The following is a 15,570-nucleotide window of genomic DNA, read 5'->3' as shown; positions in this document are numbered from 1 at the left end:
ATTATACTACTTATTACAAGTAAAAATTTAAGGAGGGATTTTTATGTTCAATAATTTATTTAATTTCGAAAAAATTTTTGAGGCATTTAATTATGTATTCTGGTTTTTCTTATTAAATTTATTTTTTATGGCCTTTAACATTCCTTTGATACTCTTCTTTACATTTGTAGGCATAAGTAATATCTTTGAATATTTCCCTTTATTCTTAATATGTTTACTTCCCACCATGCCAACATTTACTGCATTGCTTTATTGTATGAATAAAATAATTACAAATAAAGATTTAGAAATTATTAAAGATTTTATAAAGGGAATTAAACTTAATTTTAAACAGTCATTTCTAATTTGGTTCATTGAACTTTCACTAATAAATATACTTTATATTAATATACGATTTTTCACTTTAATTAAACATAATATAATATTAACTTGCTTATTTTCTACTATTCTTATTGTTTTAGCTATTGTTACACCTTATATCTCTATACTCATTAGTAGATTTAAAATGAAAACAATTGATACTTTAAGAACAGCATTTATTTTAAGCTTTACCAGACCAATATTAACTATAACTAATTTATTATTATTTATTTTTACTCTTATTATATTTGAAGTAGCTCCAGGTACAGTAATACTATTTATCTCTAGCCTACTATCTTTTTTGTTACTATTTGTAAATAAGTCATTATTACTAGAACTAGATAGTATATCAAAGGAACAAAACATTTAGGATTAATAAGTACATAATATATTTACCATAAGGATTTCGGTAAAATTTATGCTTATGAAACTGATGGGTTAGGTAACTATAATTTAATGGATGATGCTAATGTTCCTAGTCTTTTATCAATACCCTATATAGGATATAGGTCAATAGATGATGAGATTTATCAAAATACTCGTAAATTTATTTTAAGTAAAAATAATCCTTATTATTATGAAGGTACTTATGCCTCTGGAATAGGTAGTCCCCATACTCCTGAAGAATATATATGGCATATAGCTCTTTCAATTCAAGGGTTAACCTCTAATAACATGTTAGAAATATATAACTTAATTAAAACTTTAATTAATGTTCATGGAGATAAATATTATATGCATGAAGGTTTTAACTGCAATAATCCTAATGAATATACAAGGGATTGGTTTGCTTGGTCTAATTCATTATTTGCATATTTTATCTATAAAAAAATAATAGAATAACTTAAAAATAAATGGAGCTTCTTTTATATGATAGCTCCATTTATTTTTTCAATTACTTAAATTGTTTAAATTACTTAGTTTCTTTCCATTCATCTATTTGTTTCTGCATTTCCTCTATAACTCTATCAATTCCTTGTTCTTTTAACTTAGCATTTAGCTTTCCTAAGTATTCATCTACATCAACTGATCCACTGTAAATAGCTGATTTAAATTCTTCCATAACATTATTTATTGCAGCAATTTCATTAGTAACACTTGAAGAATCAAATTTAAATCCTAGTGCTGGTGACATTATTGAATTATCGTTGAATTCTTTAAATTCATCCCATTTAGTATCTGGCTCACCTTCTAATTTATAAGTTATAAATAAATTTCCTAATGAAAAATATGGTACATCATAGTTCTTTTGCTCTGGATTAATAAGCTTTATATGATCTTCTCCAACCTTTTCATAATGAAGGCCTTCTACACCATAGTTTATCATGTTTCTTAAAGTTTCATCTGTATTCAATAATGATAAGAATTCAAAAGCCTTATCTTTATTTTTTGAATTACTTGATATTGCAACTAAGGATCCTGTTGTAGATGCATTTGTAATTAATGTTTGTACTATAGGACTTGATACAACAGGATAATTTAATGATTTTGACCAAATCTTATCAGCATATGGTTGTCCATCTGCTTTTGTTACAAATCTTTTAACTGCTGTATCATCTTGAGCAGTTGCAGAATCTGCATTTATGTATCCAGCCTCATAATACTTTCTTAAAGTTTTTAATCTATCTTTCATTTCTTGTGTTTCATACATATTCTTTATAGTTAAAGATGTATCATCTGATTCTATACCAACTGGATCTACTATTAAATCAAAGAATACTGCATAAGAGAAACCTTTTGTAATATATAAAGGAACTACATCAGGTTCATTTTCCTTAATAACCTTTAACCATGGTTCTAAATCTTCTAAACTATGTATATCTTCATATGGTATATTATATTTATCAACATATTCTTTAGTGAATACCCACATAGGCGCTGTTCCTAACTCTTTTTGATTTGGTGCGCCATAAATTTTACCATCTATAGTTGCTCCTTCCCAAAATCTTGGGTCAATAGCATCTTTTAATTCCTTTCCCGAATCAGAATTTAAATATTCATCTAATTCTAAGAAAGCTCCCTTTCTTGAATTTCCTAAATAATCTCCACCCCATGATGATGTAAAGGCTAAATCATAATCTTCACCTGAATTAATTACTACAGATATTTTTTGATTATAATCACCAAAGCCTATAAACTTCATGTTTATATTAGCATTTATTTTTTCTTCTAAATATTTATTTGTTTCAGCTAATACCTTGTCTAAATCCTTTGGTTCTTCTCCAATGGTATACCAAGTTAAAGTAGTTGGACTGCCATCATTTGAGCCAGAAGCTTTTGCGGAATCACCGCATCCTGTTAGTATAGTTGAAATTGCCATCACTCCGAATGTTGCAAGGGCAACCATCTTTTTTATTTTTCTCATTTCTGCCTTCCTCCTTATTTTATAGCTTTTACTAAAATTATTATAATATGTATAAATATCCTTTTATAGTGTACTTATTTCATATTTCATTAACTAAATCTAGGTAAATTATATAAAATAAACAAAAGGAGCTGTCGCAACAGCCCCTTTTTACATTAATTATGAATTTCTATATACTGTTTCTTTGTAAGTAATGGAATAATGCACCCATAAGATTTGCATCATTTTCAAATTTACATTTTTCTATTACTGGTCTTATCTTAGCATCGCTAATTTTATTCATTATAATATCTAGCTTTTCATTTATTCTATCTATAAAATCTTCTCTACTACTAATTGCTCCACCAATTACTATTTTTTCTGGATCATAAGTGTATTGTAAATTAAATATTCCCATTGCATTATTGAAATAGAAATCATCAATAGCCTTAATACAATCTGCATCTCCTGATTCAGCTAATTCAAATATCTTTCTTCCATCTATCTCATCCTCTGAAATCCCCTTTAGGTTAGCAACATTTCTCGCTAATGCTCCAGTTGCACCTACTTGACTCCATGTTTTAAAGTTTGAATCTTCCCCATTTTTATCAGCTTCTAAAATGAAATATCCAAACTCTCCACCATGAAGATTGTTTCCTTTATGAATTTTCTTATCTTTAATTACAGCTCCACCTATTCCAGTTCCACAAACTACAAAAAGTACATCATTATTATCCTTTGCACTACCTCTCCAGACTTCACCTAAAGCTGCACAGTTTGCATCATTTTCTATTTCTAAAGTTAGTCCTAAATCTGCTCCAAATAACTTCTTAAAGTTTGGTCCATGAATACAAGGTAAAGCACTTGCTCCACCTATTAATCCAGTATCGCTATCTACTCCTCCTGGAGCACTAATAGCTACTCCTGCTATATTATACTCTTCCTTAGCCTTTTCTATTTCTGAAATCATAGAAGACTTAAAACCATCAAAATCCTTTCTTATTGATTTATAGCTTCCCTTTTTTATAAATTCTCCTTCTTCTGTCATAATAGCATATTTTACACTGCTTCCACCAATATCAAATACAATATAGCTCTTCATCATTTATCTCCCTTATATAAAATATTTAGACTTAATACAGTCTATTTAAAATCCATTATTTTTAGACACTTCTTTTATCCATTTCCCTGATTTTTTTATAGTTTTCTTTTGGGTATTTAAATCTACAGCAATATATCCATACCTATTTTTATAAGCATTAGTCCAAGACCAACAATCTATAGGAGTCCATGAATGATATCCGAAGCAATTAGAACCTTCTTCAATAGCTTTATGAAGATAACTTAAATGTTCTTTTAAAAAGTCTATTCTATAATCATCTTCAATATATCCTTCAGAATTTATAAATCTCTCTTCTCCTTCTACTCCCATACCATTTTCAGAAATATACCATGGTATGTTGTTATAATTGTCTCTTATATTAATTCCAATATCATAAATAGCTTCAGGATATATCTCCCATCCCCTATAAATATTCATTCTTCTTCCTGGCATTTCATAATTATCAAAGTATTTATCTGGCATCCATCCATTAGAATTATTGAATTCTGTTTCCTTTGCCTTTACTCTTCTTGGTTGATAATAATTTACACCTAAAAAGTCTACAGTATAGTTTCTTATAATATCTAATTCTTCATTTGTGCATTCCCAAAGCACATTTTCAGATTTTAAAAGCTTTACAATCTTCTCTGGAAACTCTCCTTTTACAGCTGGATCTAAAAATGAATTGTTAAAGAAGTTATCAGCTATTTTAGAAGCTTCTAAATCCTTTTCATTTTTAGCATCTCTTGGATATGCAGGAGTTAAATTTAATACTATACCAATTTGTCCATTATCTTTTCCATATCCGCCATCTTTATATTCCTTAATTACCTTAGCAGAAGCTAAATTTAAGTTATATAAAACTTGCATTGCCTTTTTACCATTTACTATTTTAGGATAATGGAATCTATATAGATATTCTCCTTCAACTACTACAATTGGTTCATTAAAGGTTGTCCAATGTTTAACCCTATCTGCAAATAACTCAAAGGCTACCTTTGCAAATTTTACAAATAAGTCAACAACATATTTTGATTCCCATCCACCATATTTTTCATATAATTCTATTGGTAAATCAAAATGGTGTAAATTCATTACAGGAATCATTCCATTTTTTATAATTTCATCAATAACATTATTATAAAACTTTACTCCATCCTCATGAACTTCTCCAGTCTCAAAATTTTTAATAAGACGAGTCCATTGAATAGAAGTTCTTAAGCTATTTAAGCCAATTTCCTTAATCATAGCTATATCTTCTTTATAGGAGTTATAAAAATTGGAGGCAACATCTGGTCCTACCCTATCAAAGAAAGCCTCTGGTTCTATTTCATACCAATAGTCGAAAAGATTTTTATTTATCTTATTAAAATTACCTTCACTTTGTGGTCCTGAAGTTGCTGATCCCCACCAGAAGCCTTCAGGAAAAACATATTTATTTGCCATATTACTTCTCCTCCTCAAAATATTATAAGTAAATTATATCTATATATTGAGAATATATCTATACTTTTTATATTAATATATATATTTAAATTCAGATTTATTTTAAAAAAAGCTATAATTATTTAATAATTATAGCTTTAAATTCATATGTATCATATCTATGTCTTGAAAATGAATATTCAAATACTTTTCCATTATCTAAATACCCAATTCTTTCTATTTCAAGCACAGGTTCATCACTTTGCAATTTCAAATATTCCTTATCTAGATCCTCTGATTTTTGTGCTCTAACTGTGGAATGACAGCTTTGTATCTTATACTTTAATTTATCTTCTATATAACTATAAATTGAGCCTTCAACATCTACTCTCTTTATTGAAGGGAAAAGATATAATGGCATATATGTTTTTTCTATAACAATTGCTTTCCCATCTACATATCTAACTCTGTGTATTAAACAAACAAAATCATCCTTTTCAATCTTTAGATTCTCTGCAACCTTATCCTCTGCATTTATAATTTTAAAATCTAATATTTTAGTTTCTACATTATGTCCAACCATAGTGGCTGTGAATCCTGCAAATTGATTTTTAATGGACAAATTATCTATTTCATTCTGTGATATATCCTTTACGAAGGTACCTGATCCTCTTCTTTTTACTATTAATCCTTCAGTAACTAATAAATCTAATGCTTTTTTTACAGTCATCTTACTAGCATTAAATTTTTCACACATATTCTTTTCAAAAGGCAATTGATCATTAGCTTTATATTCCCCGCTTGCTATTTTGTTTTTTATGGAAGCAGCTATTTCCTCATATTTAGTCATTTAAAATCCCCTTATCTTTCATTAATTAAATATATTATATATTACAAATTATATATCTACAACGAAAAAGCTATAACTTTAAAGAGTGTAAAATCAAAGAAAAAACTCCTTTCGGAGTTTTAATTTTTCAATTTAACTTTGTAAGTTTTTAATATTAAACTACTGGATAACTCTTTAATACTTTAATATTTCCTTTGATTTTATAATCTCCTAAGGTTGCTGGAATTAAGAAGCTATCACCCATCTTTATATTTTCTAAGAAGCCTTTACCTTCAATTGTTCCTTCACCTTCAACACAAGTATACATATCAAAGTTATCTTCATTACTTTTATCAAGGTATTCACTATCTATTGATATTTTTTCTATTCCAAAATATTGATTTTTACAAAGAATACTTTGTGAATATCCTTCATTCTTAACTTCTTCATTCTCACTTAAATTTTCACATTGAAGATCAAAATTAATAACATCAAGAGCTTTATCAACATGAATTTCTCTTGGTCTTCCATAATCATAAACTCTATAAGTTACATCACTATTTTGTTGGATTTCTGCTATAATAACCCCTTCGCAAATAGCATGTACTAAACCACTATTAATTAAGAAGCAATCTCCTTTTTTAACTTCAATTTTATTTAAATATTCTTCAACTTTATTATTCTTTATTGCTGCTTCAAATTCTTCCTTAGTGCAATTTTTTGTTCCTACTATTAAAGATGCACCTGGTTTTGCATCCATAACATACCAAGCCTCAGTTTTACCATAATCACCTTCATATTTTGCTGCATATTCATCACCTGGATGAACTTGTACTGATAATTTTTCTTTTGAATTTATTAATTTAATAAGTAAAGGAAATTTTTCTAATGTTATTTTATTACCAACTAAAGCATGTCCAAATCTATTTATTAACTCATCAAATTTAATTCCTTTAAATTCACCATTTTCAACTGTTCCAGTTCCATTTGGATGACAAGCTATATCCCAACTTTCTCCTATTTCACCTTCTGGAAGATTATCTCTAAAGTTTTCAAAATCTCTTCCGCCCCAAATTTTATCGTAATATAAATTTTCGAATTTAATTGGATACATAATTCTCCTCCTTTTAATTAAAAATATATATTTTAAGTTATTTTCTCACTTTAACTACAATAACTCTTTTACTCTAGATTATTTTATCATAATTTATTTAGTTACACTTATAAATTTTATTTTCCTAATACAATATTAGAAGATAATACTAGGAATTAAAAATCTTTTCCTTCAAATAATATCTATATAAGGAGGAGTTTATATGTCAAAAATTAAAAACAATAAAAATGCTTATTTACCAGAAGATAGAACAGGCTATGCTCCAGAAGAACATGCTTTAATAAGTCATGGTAAAATAGAAGGTCCTTCTTCAATATTACCAAGTACTGTTGAAGATCCAATAGTTATAAATAATATTTCAAATGCAGAATTTGATTACACAGAACAGTTTGATGCAACTCTAAATGATGATATTTAGTAAATTATTAGGAGGAATGTAATATGTCTAAATCTAATAATAAAAAGAAAAGAACAGATGGGACAATTCCTATGAAAGGCAAAAATGTTGCTACTCCATTAAAATCAAATAATTCATCTGCTTCCCTTGATAATAATTTTGATAGGGAGCACATAGATAGAGTAAGCAAAACCAATCAATTTTATTAGTATTTAGTAATAATTTAAGATAACCACTTAATTATCCTTATTTTTTATCGATAATTAAAGTGGTTATCTTTTTTTATTTAATTAATAACATATAAGGAGATTGATATGAGGAAAAAACTAAAAAACAAGAAGAATAAACTCAAATGGATAAACAAAATTTCGTCTAAGCTTATTATTACTTTTACTTTATTAATTGTTTTATTACTATGTATTTGGGGGATAGGATTTTTTAGTATTTATAAAGTTAATACAGCAAGTGAAAGTCTTTATCTGAACAACACTCTTGGAATTTCATACATAAATGAATTAAGTGAAAATTCTACATTTAACTATCTTAGTAGTAAACTATTACTTAACACTCCAAATAACATTGAAAGAAAAACAACAATTCAAAATATTACTTACAATAATACTCGTAATGAACAACTTATCGAATTATATAATAAGACTATAAAATCTGATGAAGATAGACAAAGATTTGATGAAATAATTAAAGGTATAAAAAGTAATGTTGAAGTTTCTAATGAAATCATAGATTTAGTAGAAGAAAATAAGTATGAACACGCAGCAACTCATGTTCAAGAACTTGATAATTTAAGAAATGATCTTACTATTAAATTAACTCGTTTAGTTGAATTAAATAACACTTGGGCAGAAGATTCTCTTAATACAAATAGTAAAATTTATAATTATTCTGTGAGAGTATCTGCTATAGTTCTAATACTTGCATTATTTGCAACCTTAGTTTCCGCAGCTGTAATAACCTCTAGAATATCTAAGTCCTTAAAAAAAGTATTAGGTTTATCTGATAGATTATCTCAATATGATTTATCTGAAAATATAGAAATTAAATATAAGGATGAGTTTGGAGAAATTTCAACTGCCTTAAATATAGCTCAAGAAAATTTAAAAAATATAATAAATACTGTTACAAATACTACTAGGAATGTTAATTCATCTAGTGAAAATTTTGCTATGGGAATAGAAGAAATTACTGTTCAATTTGATCAAATTAACGAAGCTACACAAGATATTAATTCTACTATTCAAGAAACTAGTGCAATAACAGAAGAGTTAGCTGCATCTATAATAGAAGTTTCTTCTAGCATAGAAGTTCTTTCTGAAAAAGCTAATGATGGTAATATGAATGCTGAAAAGATCCAAAGAAGATCTACAGAAATTAAAGATAATACTGAATATGTAATTAACAATACAAATTCTATTTATAAAGACTTTGAAAAGAATATAAAGTCTTCTATAGATAGAGGAAATGTTGTTAATGAAATAGTACATATGGCAAACTCTATTGAAGAAATTGCTGAACAAACAAATCTTTTAGCATTAAATGCAGCTATTGAAGCAGCTCGTGCAGGGGAACAAGGAAAAGGCTTTGCAGTAGTAGCTGAAGAAGTTAGAGTTCTTGCTGAACAATCTAAGATTTCTGTTCAAAATGTTAAAAATACAATAAGTGAAGTAAAAACTGCATTTAATGATATTACTAATAGCAGTAAAAATCTTCTAGACTTTATTAATACAGAAATAATGACAGAATTTAATAACTTTATAGATGTTGGTGATAAATACGAAAAAGATGGATTATTTATAAGAGAAATGAGTGAAAATATAGCTGCTATGTCTGAAGAAGTTTCAGCAACTATGTCTGAATTAAGCGATGCTATTCAATCATTAGCCTCTATGTCACAAAATTCATCTGGTACTGTTGATAATGTAAAAAATAGTATAACAGAAACAACTGAAACTGTCATAATGATGGTGGATACTGCTACAAAGCAAGTTGAAGTATCTCAAGAACTTCTTGATCTTGTATCAAAGTTTAAATTAGAAAAAAGCATTTAATTAGATAATGACTAAAAATAGGAGCTGTCGCAACAGCTCCTATTTTTTATTAATTATTACTTCTGCCTCTCATATTTCTTTGTCCAGTTCCGTTACAATTACCATTCCCCTTATTTTCTGAATTATAACCATATCTTTTCCCTTGTCCAAGACCTTCATTATTTTCATTATGATTTTCTTCATAATATGGACATTCTGGATTTCCTAACCCCTTATTTTCTTCAGTATAATATGGACAATTTTCTTTTCCATAAGTATTACTTTCTTCAGTAATTGTGTTTACTTCATTTACTGTGGTATCTTCATTAGTTTCTGCTGCAAAAGTAGCTACACTACCTCCAACCTACCCATTTGTGACATAGGACCTCTTCCATCTCCGCCCATACTTTTCTTCCACAGATTAGTAACTGAATTATCTTTTATTAATACAGCATATATATTTCCTAAATCTATAGTAGTATTATTTTTTGCTGCCTCTATAAAATACTCACTTACATTCTCTAAATCAGAGTACTCATTATTAATATATACCTTAGGAAGTATAAAAGAAGTTAGTAAGATTCCTACAACTGCTACTATTAAATTAATAATAATCATGTATTTAATAATTCTTTTACCTATCTTATTCATTTTCAATTGTAAGGCTATAGCCTACCCTCCATATAGTTTTTAAATTATCTCTAAAGAAAGTAATCTTTTCCCTAAGTTTTTTAATATGAGTATCAACTGTTCTTGAATCGCCATAGAAATCATATCCCCAAACCTTTAATATTAAGTCTTCCCTTGAGTACACCCTATTTTTATTTTCAATAAAAAATAGCATTAAGTCATATTCCTTAGGAGTTAAGATTATTTCTTTATTACCTTCAAAAACTCTTCTATTATTATTCTCTACCTTTAAGCTCCCTAAATAAAATTCATCTATTTCTTCCTTTTTTGAATTCTTTAGTCTTAATGAAACTCTTAATAATAGCTCTCTCATACTTATTGGTTTAACCATATAATCATCTGCACCTAGCTCAAGTCCAAAGATTCTATCCTCTTCTTCTCCTCTAGCACTAGTAATAATAACTTGTGTACTATTATTTATGGATTTTATCTTTTTTAAAAGATACCATCCATCCTTATAGGGCATCATAATATCTAGTATAACAAGGTCATAAATATTATTTCCTATTAATTCATCTGCTATTTTCCCATCACTAGCTAAATCAATAGAATAGCCTTCTTTTTCTAGATATAATTTCATTACTTTACTAATTTGCTTTTCATCTTCTACTATAAGTATTCTCTCCATATTCTCACCCCTAGATTATAGTCCTTTATAATTTAATAATCTTATTATCTCATTATTTTCATTCAAAGGGAAATCTTAATGCTAAATCTGCTAAGCTAAAATTAATTGAATCTTCTGTGGCATAAGAATTGTTTCCAAAGAATAATCCTGGATTATTTTCTAATCTATTTAATATAAATAGGATGTAATAATTTAAAGGAGATATGTTTATTATATTTGTATATAAGGAAAGAATAGCATTACTGTTAGATATAACTATTATTATTTCTGGATTGTAGTCTACTGTTATCTCTGGATTATTTTCAAGGGTAGTGTTAATAAAATCATTGGCTTCTTTATTACTATGAATAGTATTATCTTTTGAATGTTTTATATTGCCAATCTCTACTTCATTTATATATAAACCTACCAAGAAGGTTTCTAAACTAATTTGTAAATTAGTTTGAACATTTGAACTTCCAAGGGCAAAACACCCTGTGGTAGAATTATTAATTAGTGAATTTGTACTTAAAAAATAAAATACTCTATTGTTATTTTTAAAAATTAATTCTCCATCTTTAATTATTGGATTAGCATTACCTAAAAACTCACTACAGGGTGGAACTTCTCCACCAGCATAGGGATTACAATTATCTTTGCTCATTTATATCACCACATTTTCAGCATGATTCTATATAATAATTAAATCTATAATATTAAAATATAATGTTTTATACCAATATATTCTATTTCTATTAAAATAAATGTATAATTAATATATAAATTATACTATATAGAAAGATTGGAGGAAAAATGGAATCAAAATATTTGATAGTCATATCATTTGATGCTGTATCATCAGAAGATATTGATAAACTAAAGAAACTAAATAATTTTAAATACTTAATAGATAATGGTAGCTTAATAACAAATGTTGAAAGTGTCTATCCAACATTAACTTATCCTGCCCATGCTACAATTAGCACAGGAATGTATCCTAAAAATCATGGGATTATAAATAATACTTTAAATAAGTTTTCTGATATGAATCCAAATTGGTATTGGTATAGGAAATATATAAAAGCACCTACCATATATGATTTAGCAGCTGAAAAGGGATTAACTACTGCTGCTTTATTATGGCCGGTTTCTGGACGCAGTAGCATAAATTATAATTTAACAGAAATATTTGCTCCAAAACCTTGGCAAAACCAATTGGTTATGTCTGCTCTATCTGGAAGTGTTAAATATCAATTAGATTTAAATAAGCGTTTCGGATATTTAAGACATGGGTTATCTCAACCTGCTTTAGATAACTTTGTTCATGAATCTGCAAAATATACTATTGCTAAATATAAACCTAATTTGTTATTGATTCACTATACAGATGTTGATACTAACAGACATTATCATGGATATAATAGCAAGGAAGTTAGTGAAGCATTAATAAGACATAACGAAAGATTGGGAGAGTTAATAACTACTTTAAAAGAAGCAAATATCTTTGAAGATTGTACTATTGTTGCTTTAGGTGATCATAGTGCTTTAGATGGTGATTATTTAATTAGACTTAACTCCTTATTTAGAGAAAAGGGCTTACTTAATGTTAATGACAAAGGAGTAATTAAATCTTATAAGGCTGTAGCTAAAAGCTGCGATGGGTCTTCTTATGTCTATCTAAAAGATAAAAATGATAGCAAAACTTATGAAATAGTTAAGGAATTATTAGAGGAACTAAAAAATAAGGAAAACTCACCTATTGAATTTATATTAACTTCAAAGGAAGCTGAAAATGAAGGTGCTGACCCTAATTGTAGTTTTATGGTTGAAGGTAATAATAATTTTTATTTTGTTAATGAAGCTTTAGGAAGTGTAATTGAAAAAGTGAAGGAAGATGAAGTTGGAAATGTTCCTCATAGAACTAAGGCAACTCATGGATATCACCCTAAAAAATCTAACTATACTACCTTCTTTATGGCTTATGGAAAAGGTATAAAGAAAGGACTTAAAATTGATGGTGGTAAGCTTATTAATCATGGTCCTACACTAGCTAAAATTCTAGGAGTTAACCTTGGGAAAACTGATGGAGAAGCAGAACTAAGAATTTTTGAGTAGTAAATTAATGCAAATTACATATAGTGTTCTCCCACTAAATTGCAAGCTCCATATGGACTTACAAGGAATATATGTAATTTGCAATAATATAATTTAACAAAAATAATAAAAAAATTAATACTAAACTTGAGAAAAAATTTTAAATTGAATTTGGACAATCTACGTTTAAAATATTATCTTTAAAGGGGGAAAATATGAAAAGTTTAACAAAACAAGAAAAGAGTTGGGCATTTTATGATTGGGCTAACTCTGCTTATTCAATGACTATTACATCTACTGTATTGCCTATATATTTCAAATCTGTTGCATCAGCAGGTGGAATGTCCTCTGCTAATTCTACAGCTCTTTGGGGATATACTATTTCCTTATCTACTATGGTTGTATCAATACTTGCACCAATTCTTGGTACTATAGCTGATTATAAGGGAAATAAAAAGAGATTTTTTAAGTTCTTCTTTAGTATAGGTGTTTTATTTACAACTTTACTTGCTTTTATTCCAGAAAATAATCCTATATTATTATTAATATGCTATGGCTTTGCCTTAGTTGGATTCTCTGGAACTAATATTTTCTATGATGCATTTTTAATAGATGTAACTACTCCAGATAGAATGGATAAGGTTTCATCCTATGGATTTGCTCTTGGATATATTGGAAGTACAATTCCATTTATTATTTCAATAGGTGTAGTTTTACTTTCTCAAAAAGAAATTTTACCTATTAGTCTTGCCCTTGCATGTAAGATTACCTTTTTAATTACATCACTATGGTGGATGATATTTACCATTCCAATATTAAAGAATGTTAATCAAATATACTATGTTGAACCAGAAAAGAATCCTGTAAAAAAATCCTTTAAAAGATTATTTACTACACTTAAAGCTATTAAAAATCATAAAAATATATTCTTATTCTTAATAGCATACTTCTTCTATATAGATGGTGTAGATACTATTATAGGTATGGCTACCTCCTATGGAACTGACCTTGGAATTTCTATGATATCCTTACTTATAATTTTACTATTAACTCAATTTGTAGCTTTCCCATTTACAATGTTATATGGTAAGTTATCTGAAAAAATTGGTGGTAAAAAATTACTTTACATCGGAATTATTACTTATACTATAATATGTATTTATGGATATTTTATAAAAACTACCTTAGACTTCTGGATTCTAGCTATGGCAGTTGGCTCTGCTCAAGGTGGTATCCAAGCAATTTCTAGGTCCTTCTACGGAAAGATGGTACCTAAAGAAAATGCAAATGAGTTCTTTGGTTTCTATAATATCTTCGGAAAGTTCGCTGCTATTATGGGTCCATTACTTATGGCAATAATAACTCAAGCAACAGGTCATACTAGAAATGGTATTTTAAGCTTAATAGTACTATTTGTAATAGGATTCCTTTGCTTAACAAGAGTAGATGATACTAATCATAAAGCTGCTATGAGTCAAAATAAAGATTTATCAATGTAATTTGAAAATATATTAAAATAACATCAAAATAAACATAGCTCTAAAGTTAGTATTTAACTTTCTTTAGAACTATGTTTTTACATAAACTATACCTACTAATTTATCGTTGAGATTAATTGAATAATTTTATATAATAAAGGTAAGAACTTAAGTAAATGACAAAATAAATTTAAATAAGGAAAATTGTAATGATTAAAACTTTAAAAGAATTAAATTTAGAAGATGATTTCTTATTTGCTAAAGTAATGAGTGATAAAGAAATATGTAAAGAATTTTTAGAAAAGCTTTTAGAAATTGAAATTGAAAAAATAGAAATGCCTGAAAATCAAAAGACTATAGATTTACTTTTAGAAAGTAAAGGCATTAGATTAGATATATATGTTAAAGATGAAAATAATACAGTTTATAATGTTGAAATGCAAAGAGGAAATAATAGAAATCTTCCCAAAAGATTAAGATATTATCAAGGAAATATTGATTTAGATTTAATCAGTAAAGGTGAAGATTATAAAAAGCTATCTAAAAGTTATATTATTTTCATATGTACTTTTGACTTATTTAAAGCAGGAAGACATAAATATACATTTGAAACTGTATGTGTTGAAGATAATACTATAAAATTAGAAGATGATACAAATAAAATAATATTAAATACAAAGGGAATATTAAATGATTTAAGTGAAGAACTAATTGAATTTTTAGAGTATGTAGAGAATTCAGATGATAAAACAGCTGAAAAAAGCAAGAGTACTTTAGTTAAAAATATTCATAGAAGAGTAATTGAAGTTAAGAGTAATCCTAATGTGGAGGTGGAATTTATGACACTTTTAGAACGTGATAGAGAAAAGTTAGAAGAAGGTAGAAAAGAAGGTAGAGAAGAAGAAAGATTGAATCTAGCTAAAGAAATGCTTAAAGATAATGAGCCTATTGAAAAAATAATGAAATACACAAAACTTAGCAAAGAAGAAATTTTAAATATTACAATATAGCGGAAACCTAATTGGTTGAGAATGTTTAAAAATTTGTGTAAATAATAAATTTGATTTACGAATATAACTGGAAAT

General features: G+C 27.4%; 16 protein-coding genes and 1 pseudogene. 9 read left to right on the top strand and 8 right to left on the bottom strand.

Going from position 1 to position 15,570, the window contains the following annotated elements:
- Positions 1 to 43: 43 nt before the first annotated feature.
- From HUJ77_RS00575 to HUJ77_RS00565, 3 genes and pseudogenes are all read left to right on the top strand, one after another.
- Positions 44 to 379: pseudogene (locus tag HUJ77_RS00575) on the top strand (DUF624 domain-containing protein); the annotation flags it as partial.
- Positions 380 to 505: 126 nt separating this feature from the next.
- Positions 506 to 730 carry a hypothetical protein gene (locus tag HUJ77_RS00570; protein WP_291706657.1) on the top strand — a complete coding sequence of 75 codons (225 nt, stop codon included), beginning with the start codon at positions 506 to 508 and terminating at the stop codon, positions 728 to 730.
- A gap of 20 nt (positions 731 to 750) precedes the next feature.
- The gene (locus tag HUJ77_RS00565) at positions 751 to 1,203 is read left to right on the top strand and encodes a glycoside hydrolase family 125 protein (RefSeq protein ID WP_366032499.1); all 453 of its coding nucleotides are present in this window, start codon (positions 751 to 753) and stop codon (positions 1,201 to 1,203) included.
- 70 nt (positions 1,204 to 1,273) lie between these two features.
- Here HUJ77_RS00565 and HUJ77_RS00560 read toward each other — a convergent pair whose 3' ends face one another.
- The 5 genes from HUJ77_RS00560 to HUJ77_RS00540 form a co-directional block, all read right to left on the bottom strand.
- Positions 1,274 to 2,725 carry an ABC transporter substrate-binding protein gene (locus HUJ77_RS00560; protein ID WP_291706621.1) on the bottom strand — a complete coding sequence of 484 codons (1,452 nt, stop codon included), beginning with the start codon at positions 2,723 to 2,725 and terminating at the stop codon, positions 1,274 to 1,276.
- Positions 2,726 to 2,894: 169 nt separating this feature from the next.
- Positions 2,895 to 3,806 (bottom strand): ROK family protein, encoded by a 912-nt coding sequence (locus tag HUJ77_RS00555; RefSeq protein WP_291706620.1) that lies wholly within the window; start codon positions 3,804 to 3,806, stop codon positions 2,895 to 2,897.
- A 45-nt stretch (positions 3,807 to 3,851) separates the two neighbouring features.
- Positions 3,852 to 5,252, bottom strand: a complete 1,401-nt coding sequence (locus HUJ77_RS00550; protein WP_291706619.1) for a glycoside hydrolase family 1 protein — start codon at positions 5,250 to 5,252, stop codon at positions 3,852 to 3,854.
- Between the two features lie 118 nt (positions 5,253 to 5,370).
- A complete protein-coding gene (locus HUJ77_RS00545) occupies positions 5,371 to 6,081 on the bottom strand; it encodes a GntR family transcriptional regulator (RefSeq protein ID WP_291706618.1) in 711 nt (236 codons plus the stop codon).
- Positions 6,082 to 6,235: 154 nt separating this feature from the next.
- Positions 6,236 to 7,174, bottom strand: coding sequence for a type I phosphomannose isomerase catalytic subunit (locus HUJ77_RS00540; RefSeq protein ID WP_291706617.1), 939 nt, complete (start codon positions 7,172 to 7,174; stop codon positions 6,236 to 6,238).
- Positions 7,175 to 7,376: 202 nt separating this feature from the next.
- Here HUJ77_RS00540 and HUJ77_RS00535 point away from each other — a divergent pair, with 202 nt between their 5' ends.
- From HUJ77_RS00535 to HUJ77_RS00525, 3 genes are all read left to right on the top strand, one after another.
- Positions 7,377 to 7,592 (top strand): hypothetical protein, encoded by a 216-nt coding sequence (locus tag HUJ77_RS00535; protein WP_291706616.1) that lies wholly within the window; start codon positions 7,377 to 7,379, stop codon positions 7,590 to 7,592.
- Between the two features lie 23 nt (positions 7,593 to 7,615).
- Entirely contained in the window at positions 7,616 to 7,780 is a 165-nt protein-coding gene (locus HUJ77_RS00530; protein ID WP_291706615.1) for a hypothetical protein, read from the top strand.
- Between the two features lie 105 nt (positions 7,781 to 7,885).
- Positions 7,886 to 9,637, top strand: a complete 1,752-nt coding sequence (locus tag HUJ77_RS00525; protein WP_291706614.1) for a methyl-accepting chemotaxis protein — start codon at positions 7,886 to 7,888, stop codon at positions 9,635 to 9,637.
- A gap of 327 nt (positions 9,638 to 9,964) precedes the next feature.
- Here HUJ77_RS00525 and HUJ77_RS00520 read toward each other — a convergent pair whose 3' ends face one another.
- From HUJ77_RS00520 to HUJ77_RS00510, 3 genes are read right to left on the bottom strand one after another with little or no spacing between them, the layout of a single operon-like run.
- Entirely contained in the window at positions 9,965 to 10,273 is a 309-nt protein-coding gene (locus HUJ77_RS00520) for a hypothetical protein (RefSeq protein ID WP_291706613.1), read from the bottom strand.
- Positions 10,260 to 10,934: a response regulator transcription factor gene (locus HUJ77_RS00515; protein WP_291706612.1), complete on the bottom strand. Its 675-nt coding sequence runs from the start codon at positions 10,932 to 10,934 to the stop codon at positions 10,260 to 10,262. The genes HUJ77_RS00520 and HUJ77_RS00515 overlap by 14 nt, the downstream gene beginning before the upstream one ends.
- A gap of 58 nt (positions 10,935 to 10,992) precedes the next feature.
- A complete protein-coding gene (locus HUJ77_RS00510) occupies positions 10,993 to 11,577 on the bottom strand; it encodes a hypothetical protein (protein ID WP_291706611.1) in 585 nt (194 codons plus the stop codon).
- A gap of 149 nt (positions 11,578 to 11,726) precedes the next feature.
- On the opposite strand from HUJ77_RS00510, the gene HUJ77_RS00505 reads away from it, so the two are divergent.
- From HUJ77_RS00505 to HUJ77_RS00495, 3 genes are all read left to right on the top strand, one after another.
- On the top strand, positions 11,727 to 13,028 hold the full coding sequence (locus HUJ77_RS00505) for an ectonucleotide pyrophosphatase/phosphodiesterase (RefSeq protein WP_291706610.1): 1,302 nt from the start codon (positions 11,727 to 11,729) through the stop codon (positions 13,026 to 13,028).
- A 194-nt stretch (positions 13,029 to 13,222) separates the two neighbouring features.
- Complete coding sequence (locus HUJ77_RS00500; RefSeq protein ID WP_291706609.1) at positions 13,223 to 14,506, top strand: MFS transporter; 1,284 nt, start codon at positions 13,223 to 13,225, stop codon at positions 14,504 to 14,506.
- Positions 14,507 to 14,694: 188 nt separating this feature from the next.
- Positions 14,695 to 15,495 (top strand): Rpn family recombination-promoting nuclease/putative transposase, encoded by an 801-nt coding sequence (locus tag HUJ77_RS00495; protein WP_291706608.1) that lies wholly within the window; start codon positions 14,695 to 14,697, stop codon positions 15,493 to 15,495.
- Positions 15,496 to 15,570 lie beyond the last annotated feature (75 nt).

Origin of the sequence: Clostridium sp. (genome assembly GCF_021443865.1) — a bacterium.
Lineage (GTDB): Bacteria > Bacillota > Clostridia > Clostridiales > Clostridiaceae > Clostridium.
The sequence above is the reverse complement of the archived record's forward strand: the minus strand, read 5'-3'. Positions and strand labels throughout refer to the sequence as shown.

What these genes read in the sequence shown, in the direction of transcription:
- HUJ77_RS00560 (WP_291706621.1), bottom strand. Translation starts at nt 2,725, where the DNA reads ATGAGAAAAATAAAAAAGATGGTTGCCCTTGCAACATTCGGAGTGATG.
- HUJ77_RS00525 (WP_291706614.1), top strand. Translation starts at nt 7,886, where the DNA reads ATGAGGAAAAAACTAAAAAACAAGAAGAATAAACTCAAATGGATAAAC.
- HUJ77_RS00550 (WP_291706619.1), bottom strand. Translation starts at nt 5,252, where the DNA reads ATGGCAAATAAATATGTTTTTCCTGAAGGCTTCTGGTGGGGATCAGCA.
- HUJ77_RS00515 (WP_291706612.1), bottom strand. Translation starts at nt 10,934, where the DNA reads ATGGAGAGAATACTTATAGTAGAAGATGAAAAGCAAATTAGTAAAGTA.
- HUJ77_RS00535 (WP_291706616.1), top strand. Translation starts at nt 7,377, where the DNA reads ATGTCAAAAATTAAAAACAATAAAAATGCTTATTTACCAGAAGATAGA.
- HUJ77_RS00545 (WP_291706618.1), bottom strand. Translation starts at nt 6,081, where the DNA reads ATGACTAAATATGAGGAAATAGCTGCTTCCATAAAAAACAAAATAGCA.
- HUJ77_RS00555 (WP_291706620.1), bottom strand. Translation starts at nt 3,806, where the DNA reads ATGAAGAGCTATATTGTATTTGATATTGGTGGAAGCAGTGTAAAATAT.
- HUJ77_RS00495 (WP_291706608.1), top strand. Translation starts at nt 14,695, where the DNA reads ATGATTAAAACTTTAAAAGAATTAAATTTAGAAGATGATTTCTTATTT.
- HUJ77_RS00530 (WP_291706615.1), top strand. Translation starts at nt 7,616, where the DNA reads ATGTCTAAATCTAATAATAAAAAGAAAAGAACAGATGGGACAATTCCT.
- HUJ77_RS00505 (WP_291706610.1), top strand. Translation starts at nt 11,727, where the DNA reads ATGGAATCAAAATATTTGATAGTCATATCATTTGATGCTGTATCATCA.
- HUJ77_RS00510 (WP_291706611.1), bottom strand. Translation starts at nt 11,577, where the DNA reads ATGAGCAAAGATAATTGTAATCCCTATGCTGGTGGAGAAGTTCCACCC.
- HUJ77_RS00570 (WP_291706657.1), top strand. Translation starts at nt 506, where the DNA reads ATGAAAACAATTGATACTTTAAGAACAGCATTTATTTTAAGCTTTACC.
- HUJ77_RS00540 (WP_291706617.1), bottom strand. Translation starts at nt 7,174, where the DNA reads ATGTATCCAATTAAATTCGAAAATTTATATTACGATAAAATTTGGGGC.
- HUJ77_RS00500 (WP_291706609.1), top strand. Translation starts at nt 13,223, where the DNA reads ATGAAAAGTTTAACAAAACAAGAAAAGAGTTGGGCATTTTATGATTGG.